Source organism: Rhizobium cerradonense (genome assembly GCF_030182455.1).
GTDB lineage: Bacteria > Pseudomonadota > Alphaproteobacteria > Rhizobiales > Rhizobiaceae > Rhizobium.
In genome coordinates this window covers 18,729-32,078 of record NZ_JAQJCK010000022.1, presented here as the reverse complement: position 1 = coordinate 32,078, position 13,350 = coordinate 18,729, and the positions used below count along the sequence as shown (strand labels likewise).

Annotated in this window: 12 protein-coding genes; 2 read left to right on the top strand and 10 right to left on the bottom strand. The window is 61.5% G+C overall.

What is annotated here, in order from left to right:
• Window position 1: 1 nt before the first annotated feature.
• A complete protein-coding gene (locus PH547_RS29385) occupies window positions 2-958 on the bottom strand; it encodes an ABC transporter permease (RefSeq protein ID WP_285170184.1) in 957 nt (318 codons plus the stop codon).
• Between the two features lie 63 nt (window positions 959-1,021).
• On the bottom strand, window positions 1,022-2,587 hold the full coding sequence (locus PH547_RS29380) for an ABC transporter substrate-binding protein (RefSeq protein ID WP_285170183.1): 1,566 nt from the start codon (window positions 2,585-2,587) through the stop codon (window positions 1,022-1,024).
• Between the two features lie 302 nt (window positions 2,588-2,889).
• Between PH547_RS29380 and PH547_RS29375 the strand changes: the two genes are divergently transcribed.
• Together PH547_RS29375 and PH547_RS29370 are read left to right on the top strand one after the other, a co-directional pair.
• Entirely contained in the window at window positions 2,890-3,822 is a 933-nt protein-coding gene (locus PH547_RS29375; RefSeq protein WP_483315593.1) for a fatty acid desaturase, read from the top strand.
• A 147-nt stretch (window positions 3,823-3,969) separates the two neighbouring features.
• On the top strand, window positions 3,970-4,305 hold the full coding sequence (locus PH547_RS29370) for a hypothetical protein (RefSeq protein WP_285170181.1): 336 nt from the start codon (window positions 3,970-3,972) through the stop codon (window positions 4,303-4,305).
• Between the two features lie 165 nt (window positions 4,306-4,470).
• Here the strand turns inward: PH547_RS29370 and PH547_RS29365 are convergent, their stop codons facing one another.
• The 8 genes from PH547_RS29365 to PH547_RS29330 form a co-directional block, all read right to left on the bottom strand.
• Entirely contained in the window at window positions 4,471-5,472 is a 1,002-nt protein-coding gene (locus PH547_RS29365; RefSeq protein WP_285170180.1) for a C-terminal binding protein, read from the bottom strand.
• Between the two features lie 76 nt (window positions 5,473-5,548).
• Window positions 5,549-6,109: an FMN reductase gene (msuE, locus tag PH547_RS29360; protein WP_285170179.1), complete on the bottom strand. Its 561-nt coding sequence runs from the start codon at window positions 6,107-6,109 to the stop codon at window positions 5,549-5,551.
• A 29-nt stretch (window positions 6,110-6,138) separates the two neighbouring features.
• Complete coding sequence (locus PH547_RS29355) at window positions 6,139-7,320, bottom strand: acyl-CoA dehydrogenase family protein (RefSeq protein ID WP_285170178.1); 1,182 nt, start codon at window positions 7,318-7,320, stop codon at window positions 6,139-6,141.
• A gap of 112 nt (window positions 7,321-7,432) precedes the next feature.
• Window positions 7,433-8,533 carry an LLM class flavin-dependent oxidoreductase gene (locus tag PH547_RS29350; protein WP_285170177.1) on the bottom strand — a complete coding sequence of 367 codons (1,101 nt, stop codon included), beginning with the start codon at window positions 8,531-8,533 and terminating at the stop codon, window positions 7,433-7,435.
• 157 nt (window positions 8,534-8,690) lie between these two features.
• Window positions 8,691-9,779: an LLM class flavin-dependent oxidoreductase gene (locus PH547_RS29345; RefSeq protein WP_285170176.1), complete on the bottom strand. Its 1,089-nt coding sequence runs from the start codon at window positions 9,777-9,779 to the stop codon at window positions 8,691-8,693.
• Window positions 9,776-11,506, bottom strand: a complete 1,731-nt coding sequence (locus PH547_RS29340) for a dipeptide ABC transporter ATP-binding protein (RefSeq protein WP_285170175.1) — start codon at window positions 11,504-11,506, stop codon at window positions 9,776-9,778. Before PH547_RS29340 ends, PH547_RS29345 begins: the two co-directional genes overlap by 4 nt.
• Window positions 11,485-12,333, bottom strand: a complete 849-nt coding sequence (locus PH547_RS29335; RefSeq protein WP_285170174.1) for an ABC transporter permease — start codon at window positions 12,331-12,333, stop codon at window positions 11,485-11,487. Before PH547_RS29335 ends, PH547_RS29340 begins: the two co-directional genes overlap by 22 nt.
• On the bottom strand, window positions 12,330-13,340 hold the full coding sequence (locus tag PH547_RS29330) for an ABC transporter permease (protein WP_285170173.1): 1,011 nt from the start codon (window positions 13,338-13,340) through the stop codon (window positions 12,330-12,332). The genes PH547_RS29335 and PH547_RS29330 overlap by 4 nt, the downstream gene beginning before the upstream one ends.
• Window positions 13,341-13,350: the final 10 nt, after the last annotated feature.

Genomic DNA, 13,350 nt, shown 5'->3' with positions numbered 1-13,350 from the left:
GTCACGTCACCCGGCCGGAAGCGAGGCGAGCACGCTCGCGTGGATCGATCAGGCTCTGGGAAAGATCAGCAATGAGATTGGTGAGAACGTAGACTAGGACAATTATGAACACACCGCCCTGAACGACAGGGTAGTTGCGCGTGCGGATCGCGTCATAGATGAGCGAGCCCAGCCCCGGACGATTGAAGATAACCTCGGCAAAGACCGCGCCGCCGAGAAGCTCGCCAAATCCCATGCCAAGTATCGCGAGCGTCGGCAGCACGGCCGGCTTCAGGGCATACTTCATGAGGATCTTGGCTTCGCTGACGCCATAGGCGCGCAATGTGCGAATATGGCTCTCGCCCAGGACCTCGAGCAGCGAAGATCGGAGCAGACGGGCAATATAGCCCACCCAGCCGGCGGCAATTGCCGTCGTTGGCAGGACGAGATGCCAGAGCTGGTCGCCGAGATCGCCGCTCTCGCCGGCGCCGAGCACTGGAAACCAGCGCAGCGTCACGGAAAAGACCATCAGTAGGAACACAGAGACGACAAAGCTCGGTGTCGAAATGAACCCGACACTCAGGAAGGCAATCAGACGATCCAGGCGCCCGCCGGACCGGCGGGCGGAAAGCAGGGCAAGCGGCACCCCGAGGGCGATGGCGAAGAGCATGGCAGAGATCGCGAGCGCTGCTGTGTTCGGCAGCGCCGCCGCGACAAGTCCGAGGACCGGCCGTCCATTGAAGACATCTTCTCCCAGGTCGCCGGAAAGGAGCCGGGCGAAGAAAACAACGACCTGCTCGATCAGCGACTTGTCCAGACCGATCCGGGCATTCAGCGCCGCCACCGCCTCCGGCGTAGCGCGTGAGCCAAGGATGACCGTTGCCGGGTCGCCGGGGATCAGGCGTGCCAGCGCGATCAGAAGCAAGACGGAGCCGGCAACCGCGAGAGCCGCCGTCGCCAGCTTAAATGCCAGATGCATGAAGAGAGACGCGCTCCTCATCGCAGCGCGTTCCCGTATGTCGTTCTGATCGCACTCACCGGATCAGGCCGTTGTTTCCGAAAACGCCGTATAGAGCCAGTTGTTGCCGTTCGGCAGGACGCCGGGCTTCAACCATTTGCGCGAGGCGAAAGCGTTGAGGTTGTGAGTGATCCAGATGAAGGCAGCGGATTCGTCAAGCAGCTTCTGCGCCTCGATATAGATCTTCGCACGTTCGGCCGGGTCGATTGTGACGCCGCCCTTTTCATGCAGTGCGTCGAACTCGGCATTCTTCCAGCGCTGCCAATTCCACTGGCCGACCTGCGCGGAGGTAAACCACTGGGTTTGGAAGCCGGGGTCGAACTTGCCGTTGTACTTGATCAGCGACAGCTCGAGATCCTTGCTGGCGTCATTGTTACCAAGCGCCCAGTACGCCGCAGACTCGAGCGCCTCGATTTCAACGTCGATGCCGACCTCGGCAAGGTTGGCCTGGATGATCTGGGCAATGGCCTCGTAGCGCGCGTTGGCCTCGATTGTCAGCTTCGTCTTGAAACCATCGGCGTGGCCGGCCTCAGTGAGCAGAGCCTTCGCCTTTTCGAGATCACGGGCATAGACCGGCGCGTCCTTCCAGTAGCCGAGCAAGCTCGGAGCGAGCAGGGAGTTGGCACGCGGATAGAGGCCGGAGTACGCCCCCTGCAGGATCGCATCGATATCGACGGCATAACGCAGCGCCTGGCGCACGCGGATATCGTTGAACGGCGCCTTTTCGATGTTCGGGCCGAACCACACGTAATCGATAGCGGGAATCTGCGTAACACTTGCATCCGGCAGCGCAGAGAGCGCTTTTCCGTTTTCGGGGTCGATGGCGGTAAAGTCGATCTCACTGGACTGGAAGGCGATCTCGGCAGTCTTCTGCTCACCGATCGGCTTGCCGACGATCTGCTGGAAGTGTGGGTTGATCGGCCCCTTGTAGTTCGGATTGATTTCGAGGACGAATTGGTCGCGAGGCGTCCATTGCTTGAGGACGTATGGCCCACTGCCGATCAGCTTTGTGGCGATTTGCTTTTCGCCCAGCGCTTCGAACGCCTTCTTTGAGATGATGCGCCCTGAACCGTCCGCCAGCGCGATGGTGTAGAGCGCCGGTGCAGGATGCTTCAGGATGATGCGACCTTCGAGCGACCCCGTCAACTCGACGCGATCGAGAGCCGACCAATCCTTGGCATAGGTAACAGGTTTGCCTTCGGCGTTCGGCTTGATGAACCGTTCGAAGGAGAATTTGACGTCTTCGGCGGTGAGTTCGCCGTAGCCGTCGGTGAAGACAAGGCCGCTGCGCAGCTTGAAACGTATTTCTGTGGGGCTGACCTGCTCCAGCTCTTCGGCCGCATCAAGTTCCCATTCGGTCGAGCCAGGCTTGAACGAGATCAGGCCCTGCTGCACCGACCAAAGAACGTTGAGGTCGATCGGGCCGGACCGGTTGGCGGGATCGAGATTCACCAGATCCTTCTCGACACGCACGACGATCTTCGACCGGTCGGCAGATGCAAAGGCCGGATGGATCCCGCCAAGAGCGACCACCGTTACGATTGATGTCCCGCCCACCAGCAACTGACGGCGTGTAGTTTTGAAAGTCATTTCGATCCTCCGCGTTTGCCCAGCCAGCGGCGGGTCAATCTGTCGATGCGCGGATTAAATTCAATTCTCTACCAAATCGATAGAGTAAATATTCCCTGTTTACGTCGATAAATATGGATTTTTTCTTTTTTGCTCTGCTGTGAGGAAAACCCGTGCGGCGCGAGGGAGAGGCGGCGCGAATTATAGTGCCGGTGATATGATTCAGCCTCTCCTCCGGATTGACGATGCCAAACTCAACGTCTTCAGATAATTCCCTCGAGCGCCCCAGCCAGCTCCTGGTGGCCCCTGTTGAGTGGCAGACGATGTTACTTGCTTTCGTAATTTACGTCGGCTTCCTGTCGGTTACCTGGTTCTGGGAGTCCATCCCTATCATACTCGTGATGGTCGGGGGCGGGTGGTTGGTGGCTTGGCAAGGCTCGCTTCAGCACGAGCTTATCCACGGCCATCCCACCCGGAACCAATCGATAAACGACGCTATCGGCTGGCCATCTTTGTCCCTTTGGTTACCCTATGCCATCTACCGGGAGGGGCACCTTGTCCATCATCGGGATGAGCATCTGACAGATCCGATCGAGGACCCGGAATCCTCCTATTTCACGCAGGCGGCGTGGGAACGTATGGGCCCATTCGGCAAGAAGATTGCCGAATGGAATACGACGCTTCTCGGACGATTGACGATCGGTCCGCTGGTCATGATCATCAGCTTCCTTGCACAGGAAGCGGCTCTCGTCATGGATGGCAGCCGTGAGCGCGTGCTGATTTGGCTTCGGCACGGGCTGTCGGTCATCGCCATTCTCGTCTGGGTAATTCTTGTCTGCAAAATGCCGATCTGGCTTTACTTGCTCGGCTTCGTCTATCTCGGGGCTGCGTTGACCAGGCTTCGGTCCTATGCGGAACACCGTTACGCCGACCATCACGACGAGCGAACTGCCATTGTCGAAAACAGCCCGGTTTTCGGGCTCCTGTTCCTCCACAACAATCTCCATGTGCTTCATCATCAGCGCCCGGCGGTACCCTGGTATCGGATCCCCCAATTCTATCGCCGCGATCGCGAACATCTGGTGGCGATTAACGGCGGTCTCGTTTATGATGGTTATTTCGACGTTGCCCGGCGTTTCCTTCTTAAGCGGCACGATGATCCTCGCCATCCACGCTACGTGCCGAAAGATCTATCTTACATATTGCTCGATGCCAGAACGGTTGCAGATGCAAAAGCGGAAGGCGCCGAGGCTTAGGTTGCGGGCAGTTCCTGATTTAAGTTGTCTCGCCGAAAGCTGTCAGGAGGATGAGCAGTTTGCGGGTTCGCGTTTTACATGGACGCCAATGTTTTCAGGCAACGAAGCGTCGTGCCCTCCTCGCCCAGCCCCCGGAAAGGGAACGAGATGAACATCGAATTCCTGCTATGGCTCGGTGTCGCCATGGCAACGTTTCTGAGTGCCGCGACTGCCTCGCGGGCATATGTCGCCACGAACAATATATGGCTTCTCGCCGCCTCGCTCCCGCTCTACTGTATCGGGAACCTCATCATGGTGCGTCTGATGAGGGAAGGCGGGCTCGGGCTGGCTATTTCGGCTTCGGCGGTCGTTCAGCTCCTGTTGATCAACGTCATCGCCTTCTGTGTGTTTGGTGAGCGTCTGGCCGCTTCACAAGTCGTAGGAATAGCACTGGGTTTGATCGCGATGATCCTGCTGCTGTTCCCGACCGGGCAGCAAAGCTAATCGCAGCAATCTCTTGACGATTTCGCAACGACCCAAATCGTGTGACAGATAGCTGAGCGCCGGCGCAGAAGCGAAGTACAGCCGGCTCGGGGCTATCCGATAGCAAAGCCTCCGACTACAATAGCCGACCTACGACGATCGCCGAGGGAATAGGATCGCGACCAATCATCCTGCGATCTGATTGCGCAGTCGGCCGCTATCGAGCAGGATCTTTACGGTCTGTGCTGCGTTATGGCGCATTTCGATGGCGGCATGGTCGGAATAGAATGCGTTATGCGGTGTTATCACCAACCGCCCCTCCAACCAGTCAGCCCGGTCGCGCCATGCCGTCAACAGGGGATGAGGGCGCGGAGGTTCGTGCGCAAACGTGTCGATTGCGGCGGCTGCGACATGTCCACTGCGCAGGGCGTTCTCATGCGCGTCGAGATCGTCGAGCAATTCTCCACGCGCGGTGTTGACCACGACTGCGCCGGGCTTGAGCTGGAAAAGTCCATCGCGGCCTAGAATGCCGCGTGTCTCGTCGTTTGCCGGGCAGTGCAAGGTCACGATGTCCGCTTGGGCGAAGAGTTCGCCCAGCCGGTCGATACGCTGGTAGCCGATCGCCTTTTCATGTCCGCGCGGTTGGCCGGGATCATAGCCTAGAATACGAAAACCAAAAGGCTTCAGCCGGTTGACGACGGCCGTCCCAATCCGTCCGACACCGATCACACCAACCGTCGCCCGGTTCGAGCGAGAAAGCGGCTTGAGGCTGTGCGCTTGCCACCCAGAGCGATAACCACGCGCCCGGGCGTCATGCTCCCATAGTCGCCGATGCAGCGAAAGGATCATCGCAAGCGCATGGTCGGCGACTTCTTCCGTGCCGTAGTCCGGGTTGTTGGCAAAGGGAATCCGCGCCGCGGCCAGCGCCAGGAGATCAATCTTCTCGTAGCCGACGCCGTAGCGTACGACGCCCCTGCATCGAGAAAGATGGGCAATGCTCGTCGGTCCGAGCCGCGCGCCCCAAACCATCAAGGCGTCAAGCCTGGCTAGACGCTCAGGTTCGAAAGATGCTTCGTCGGTCGTCGCGAAGAACTCTATCTCGACGTCATCCCCCAGTATCTCCGCTTCGAGATTAGGTGTGCCAATCATGTGGTCGGTGATCCCGACCACAAATTTTCTTGCGGTCATATTCCACCCTTCGGGATTCGAGACGCACGTGGGTAAGCCGACGTTGCGTGATAAGCGTATCTTTGTGCGATGGAACCTATTCCGCAGCGATCGCGGCGGTGGTCGAGCCGGATTTCACAAGAACCGAGGCTTCAGCCAGAGCCTGGTCCACGCGGGCCTGGATGGTTGCTGACGGGATGCCATCGGTAAAATCGCGGCCCGATGTGTAGATCGCCGTCGGTAGAACAAACGCCTCGAAAAACGCAAAGAGAGGCCGGAGCTGATGTTCGACGACAAGGGAGTGGCGATCGCCGCCGCCGGTCGCCGTCAGAAGCACAGGCTTGCCCCGCAAGTCAGATGGGTCGAGCAGGTCGAAGACATGCTTGAACAGGCCGGTATAGCTTCCCTTATAGGTTGGCGATCCGATGACGAGCGCTTCGGCACCGACAATCGTGCGGACCACCTCGCGTGCGGCAGGATGGAGATCGGCAACCGATCTTGCTGCCGCCAGAGATGATCCGAGATCCTCGACGTCGAAGACCACATGCTGCAGCCCGGCTTGTTTCGCCAGCGCTTCCGCCACGCTTTCCACGAAGCGTCTTGTGCTCGAGGGGCGGGAGATATTGCCGGAGAAACCAACGATCAGATTGTTGCTCATTCAAGTTCCTTTCAAAAGCTCAGGGCCCGTCAGGCCGTCTTTAGAACGGGGACGCTCGTCGGGCCCCCGGATTGAGCGGCCTCGGTCCGATTCCACCGGTCGAAGGCAGCGCGACCCAAAATCGAGATGGATGTATCTTCCTGTGGAGCGTGGACGAGGACGGACTGAATATCGCGAAAATGCCGCTCAAGGCCGACGTCCGCATTGAGCCCCGGATTGCCAATGCCGCGAACGGCGATCTGCACGGCGTCGCGGATTTGCCGGCCGGCGAGCAGCCTCGCCCTGATCAGCCTTTCCGCTTCGCCATGGTTGCTTTCCAGCGCAGCGAAGATGACCTGGCGGGCGCCGGAGACGAGGAGGTCGATTTCGCCGGAAAGCGTCACGAACCGCTCGGTGCGGGCGATGGGATGACCGAGATTGGCAGGCACACGTTCATGGGCGAAGCGGATGAAGGCTGCCTGTGCGGCTTCGGCGGCACCGAGATAGATGGCGGTCAGTGCCAGGGTCATGGCCGCATGCGCCCGGTTGTCCTGCTGGGCTACCGATGGATCGACGAGATCCAGCACGTTTTCCGCCGGAATCTCGACGTTGGCATATTCGACATCATGCGACCCTGAGGCGCGCATGCCGAGGCTTTTCCAGTTCTCGATCACTTGAATGCCGGGCAAACCGTTCGGCACCACGAACGTCCCGACGCGCGCGGGGGTTTCATCCGTATGCGCCCAGACAAGGAAATGGGTGAGGCCATATGCACCGGTCACGAAGCGCTTGCGGCCGGTGATCGACCAGCCGTTCGCCGTGCGGCGTGCGAGCGTCGCAGGCAGCCCGCCACGCGCCGGCGACCCCAGTTCCGGCTCGACACGGGCGGCATTCAGCAATAGCGGCCGCTGCTTCGCTTCGTTCAGCAGGCGGCGGTAGAGGCCGTCCGGCCACTGATTTTTTGCCGCCTGGCCGAGATGGGTAAAGATCGTCATGGCGCTGATCAGCGCCACCGACGGATCGCCCCGTCCGAGCGCGGCCAGAATATGGGCGGCATCGCTGAGCGAAGCGCCTCTGCCGCCGTAGCGGGTCGCGACGGTGCTTTCAAGCAGCCCAGCCTCGTGCACGGCTCGAATGCCGGTCCAGGGAAATTGTCCGTTTTGATCGGCATCCGGCGCGGCTTCCGCGACGATGCGCACGGTAGCGTCGATGAGGGCGAAATCATGGGACATGCGGCTCGAACTTTCTGGCTGTCGAGGAGAGTCATCCCTCACGGGCGGATGGCTCCGGCTGCGCTTGGAGGAAGAAAGTGGTGGATCCGGCGGGGTGGCCAGACCGCGCACCTCACGCAGCGCTCTTCTTCTTATCTTCTCGTTCGCGGATGCCTTCGCGCACCAGCGGAAGGATGTAGCGCCCGTAATCCACCGCATCGTTGTAGTTGTCATAGCCGCGGATCGAGATCAGATCGGCGCCAAGATCGATGTAGTCGAGGATGGAGTCCGCGATCGTGCGCGGCGAGCCGACGAGAGCTGTGGTCGCGCCGCTTGCATTGGTGGCGGTCACCGTCGGATACCAGAGGGCGCGGTCATGCACATCACCGCGTGCGGCAATGTCCAGGAGGCGTTGCGAACCGACATTGGCCGGCCGTGGGGCATCGACGGGTGCGCGCGCCAGGCCTTGTTGCCGGTTTTCGTTGAGGCGAACCAGCACTCTGTGAGCCTTTGCCCACGCCAGCTCGTCGGTTTCGGCGACGATCGGACGGAAGGTGACCCAGATGCGAGGGCGATCCTTTCGACCAGCCTTTGCCGCTTCCGCGTAGATACGCTCGATCTGCTGTTTCGTTTCCGCCAGCGGCTCGCCCCAGAGGCCAAAGATGTCGCAGAGCGAACCGCCAATGCGATAGGCGGCGTCCGATGAGCCCCCGAGCGAAATCGGAATAACCCCATTGGTCGGGTGCACGGCGCTGCGAAACTGCTTGAACTGATAATATTTGCCGTCGAAATCGAAAGGCTCTTTCGATGTCCAGACCAGACGCAGGATGCGGATATACTCCTCCTGCCGTTCGTAGCGTTCCTCCTTGTCGAGGAAGTCGCCTTCGCGCGCCTGTTCTTCGTCGCTTCCGCCGGCAATGAAGTGAACGACGACGCGGCCGCCGCTCAACTGGTCAAGGGTGGCGAGCGCTTTGGCGGCAACCGTCGGATATACGGTGTTCGGCCTGAGCGCCACGATGATCTTGATGTTCTTCGTGTGCGCGAGAACCGTGGCACCGAGAGTGAAGGGGTCGAAGGACGACGAGGAGTAGGGGATCAGCGTGTAGTTGAAACCGTAGTCGTCGAGCGCGCGCGCGTACCGCTCCAGAAAATGGAGATCCACAGGAGCGTCAGGAATAGGATCGAGGTCATTCGACGCGTTGGGAAAGCTGACGCTGATGAATTCCGCGGCCATGTGAGCTCCTTTTGGTTTCCGAACAGTGAGGTGACGTTACGTTCCGGCAGCGGTGTGAGGAAGACAGGTCTTTCTCTTTCTACTGAATATATAGAAAATATTCTCTAAGACGACAGATGAGTTAGGACCGAGCCACCGGCTATGGCCTTGACAGGACTCAGGGCGCCGCCGCAGGTGACCATCCAAGCGCCGGAGCAACCGTGTCGGCCAGATCGGTGAGCAGCCGCACGTTTTCGGCAAGCCCGAAGGCAGGAGGCAGAAACAGCACGATCTCATCGGCGGCAGCGAGGCCGGGATCATTGAAAACAGCCTCGATCACCTGGTCGGGCGTCCCCTGGAAGACCGGCGAAATCAAAATGTCGGCAGACTGCCTGGCAGGCTCGAGCGCGCCTTTGGGGCGCGACGCGGCAATTCCCTTGGTGCGACGCTCAAGGTCATAGGCGGCATATTTTTCTCGCAGTTCGGCGGTTGTGCCGACGAGGATGGAGGCCGCGACGGCCACGGCCGGCGGCTCGGTTGCCCACCTCTCGCGCCAGGTGAGGCGGAAGGTCTCGATGATCCGGGCCTGATATTCACCGAAGGTCTCGCCCTGGGCCCGGTCGTGCAGGACGGTTCCCGAAATGAGCCCAATTCCAAGTTCGGCCGCCTGAACGGCCGAGCTTAGACTTGCCGACCCTTGCCGAATGCGGCTCCTGAGCGTCGGGCTATGCGGCGTCACGCGCAGCTCGGCGCCCTCAGGCGCGCCCTGGCCCGGCTCGATGACGGTGTGCAGGACGTCGCCCGCGACCGCGGAGAGAAAGCGCGCCTGGCGGCGTTTGGCCTCCGTGCGCGCGTCGGTGTCGACGGTGCCGAACACGGCATCGAATGCGCCGTTCGCACCGGTCGAGATGGCGAGCTCTAACCGGCCGTCGATCAGCAAGTCCGTCGTGCCGGCGGCCTCGGCGAGCAGGATGGGATCCTGGTAGCGCATCGGGATGACCGCGGAGCCAAGCGTGATATGCCTTGTATGCTGGCCGGCGGCGGCGAAGAACGGAAGCGGTGAAGACAGGTAGTGGTCGAAGTGACGCTGATAGGCCCAGCCCGACTGGTAGCCCAGCTGTTCGGCGTGCTTGAACAGCGCGATCCCGTCACGTAAGCCCTGAGCCGGGCCAGCCTCGTCGTTGAACGATACTCTGGTGTTGAAACCCAGCCTCTGTTTCGGGCGGAAAGATGCGGGGACAGTGCCGGCGAGTGCCGCGATGGTCATGCGATGCGTTCCTCACGGAGAATATGTCGGGTTTGTAGCTGTGGTAGCTGGGCGGCGGGATCGGCGATGCCGGACGGGATCGAGTCCAGCAGCGAGGCGGTATAGGGGTGCTGCGGGTTGTCGAAGATATCGATGACGGTTCCATGCTCGACGATGCTGCCCCGCTGCATCACCGAGACCGTGTGCGCCAGCTGACGGACCAGCGCCAGGTCATGAGATACGAACACATAGGTCAGACCCAGCCTGGCCTGGAGAGAAAGCAGCACTTCGACGATGTCGGCCTGCACGCTGACATCGAGAGCGGAGGTGGGTTCGTCCAGCACGATCACGTCGGGCTTGAGGACTAGCGACCGGGCGATTGCCACGCGCTGCCGCTGGCCGCCAGACAGGGCCCCGGGCTTGCGGCTAAGCAGGTGGTCGCCGAGCCCGACATTGGCGAGCGCCTCGCGGACTTGTTCGGCCCGCTCCTTGGGCGTTCCGATCTTGAACCGGTCGAGAGGCTCGCGCACCAGCTGCTCGACTTTCCAGGTCGGATCGAGCGAGGTAAACGGGTTCTGGTAAACGAGCTGAAGATGCCGCCACACCGCACGTAGCGACTGGTGCGAGCGACCGGCGAGCTGCTCGCCGGCGACCGAGATGGTTCCCGTGTCGGGTTCGTCTAGCCCGAGCAGCAGCCGGATCGTCGTCGTCTTGCCCGAACCCGATTCACCGACCAGCGCATGCGTGGTGCCGGCCTGAACGGAGAACGACACGTCGTTGACGGCAGTCAATACCTTGCCGTCGACCGCGAAGCTCTTCGTGACGGCGCTGACCTCGATCTTCGGCGTCTTGCCGGCCTCGCTCCTCAGCAAACGGAAGCCCGGGTTGCGCAGCACGGCATAACGGTCGGGATTGAGGGCCGGAACGTCGGCATGCAGCTTCTTCGCGTAGGCCGAGCTCGGCGAGGAGAAAACAGTCGCGGTGCGACCGGCCTCCTGGACGGTGCCATCCTTGAGCACCACCAGCGTGTCTGCCCGCTCGGCGGCAATCGCCAGATCGTGGGTGATGAGGAGCAGGCTGATATCCAGCTCGTGCTGCAATCGTGAGAGCAGGTCGAGAATTCGCTTCTGGATCGTGACGTCGAGCGCGGAGGTGGGCTCGTCCGCTACCAGCAGCAACGGCCGTGGGAGGACCGCAAGGCCGATCAGCACGCGCTGCAGCATGCCGCCGGACAATTGATGCGGATAGGAGTCGTATACGCGTTGGGGATTGTCGAGCCCCACCTGGGCGAAGGTTTCCAGGATGAGAGCCTTGCGGATCGCCTTGTTGGGCTCATCGATGAGTGCCGCCGCCTCCATCGCCTGGACACCGATCGTCCGCACGGGGTTGAGCGAGTTGCCGGGGTCCTGCGGGACGAAGCCGATTGCTCGTCCCCTGAGCGGCCGGAAACGAGACCCGGAGAGCCCCAACACCTCCTGACCATCGAACTCGACGCGGCCTGTGGCGTGTCCGCCGTCGGGGAGCAGCCGCAGGACCGCGCGGGCGATGGTCGACTTACCCGAGCCCGACTCCCCGATGAGGGCAAGGCTCTTGCCGCGGCCGAGTTTGAACCCGACGCCGGCAACGACCTGGTGCGGCCCGTAGGATACAGAGAGGTCGTCGACCCGCAGGAGGGGGACTGACCCGTGCGGTGGCGCGGTGGTCCCGGCGGGGTTGAGAGTGGCGGTCAGTCTATCTTGCGGAGCCATCGGCTGATCCTGTTCACAGAGAGGACGGTCGCGATCGTGACAAAGGCGGGTGCGTAGACCAGCCATGGCCATTTGAGATAGTCCTTGCCGATCGAGATCAGCAGGCCCCAGTCGGAGGCCGGCGGCGGGTCGCCGTACCCGAGAAAGGCAAGGCTGGCGATCACCAGGATCGAGTCGCCGAACTGCAGCACGGCAAGCGGCAATACCGAGCGCGATGCGTTTGGCAGGACATGGCGCCATAGGATGTGCCAGCGTGACCCGCCCAACAGAAAGGAAGATTCGACGAAGGTCGCCTGCCGCGTTTTGATGACCTCGGCGCGCATCACTCGGGCGAAAAGGGCCACAGCCGATACGCCCGTCGCGATGGCGGCGTTCGTGGTGTCGAAACCGATCGCGGTGACGACGATCACGGCAAGTAGGAATTTGGGGATTGCAAGCAACACGTCGACCAGACGGGCGAAAGTGGTGTCTACCCAGCCGCCGAGGAAGCCGGCCAGAAGACCAATGAGGCCACCTGCCACAACGCCTATGATCACAGCAATCAGTGCGCTCGCCACCGAGGAGGCCGTGCCATAGACGACGCGTGCGTAAAGATCGCGACCCAAGTGATCGGTGCCGAACCAGTGCGCCGCACTGGGGCCGAGCAGCTTCTGGGCTGGTACGCCGTTGACCGGGCTATAGCTCGTGAACAGGGTGGGGGCGAGCGACCAAGCGATGGCGAGCGCGACGACGGCGAAGGACAGCGCGACAACCGGCGGGACGCGCAGCGCCGTCAGCCGGCTGATCGCGGTGACGCGCGAGGGAGAGGAGAGGGAGGCGAGGGTCATGACGTCACCGCCTTGGAGATGTCGACGGAACCTTCGTCGGCTGTGGTTGGACGACGCCCGGGCGCGCCGAGGAGTTTTACGCGAGGGTCCAGCAGCGGGTAGGCAAGATCGGCGAGCAGGTTGACGACAACGAAGACCACGGCCGCCAGCGAGACGACCGCCTGAAGGACGGGCAGATCCTGAGTACTCACCGACCGCTGCACCAAACTGCCGAGACCGGTGCGCCCAAAGACTGTCTCGGTGATCAGCGAGCCCCCGAGCAGTTCACCGATCGTCAGCGCGACGACGGTAATGACCGGGAGCGAAGACGGCTTCAGTAGATGCTTGACGAACAGGGGCAACTGCCCGAGACCGCGGCCCCGCGCGACTGCGGCATATTCCTGCCTCGACTCATGGTCGAGGTTGGCGATCAGCACTTCGGCGATTTGCGCGGAGATGGGGATGCCGAGAGCGATGGCCGCAAAAAGGGTCGCCCAGAAACTGTCGGGCTCGATCACGCGAAAGACCCCGAGCTGGAAGCCGAAAAGGTGGATCAGTACCAGGCCGATCACGAAGTTCGGCACCGACAGGAACAGCGACGGGAAGCCTCGCAGCAGGCCCTGGCCATACCGTTTCGGCAGAAACTGTGTGCCATAGGCAATCACCGCCGCCAGCAGCAGTGCGACGACGAGGCCTGCAGAAGCAAGGAGCAGCGTCGATGGAAGCACTTCGGCGATCAGGGTTGTCACGGGGCGGTTGGTCCGCATCGACAGGCCGAGATCGCCGGTCACGAAGCCGGAAAAGGATGTCCAAAGCTGGACCGGGATCGGCTTATCCAGGCCCTGGGCGGCGATGATCTCCTTGATCTCCTCCTGCGTGAACCCGTTCTGGGGGTTGTTCAGCACGTTGGTGATCGGATCGCCGGGCAAGATGCTGACGACGACGAAGGTGAAGACATAAGCCAGCAGGATCACGACGATCGCCTGCACGAGGCGTTTTGCGGCGTAGTTCAGGTAGGCTTTGCTCATGCCTATCACC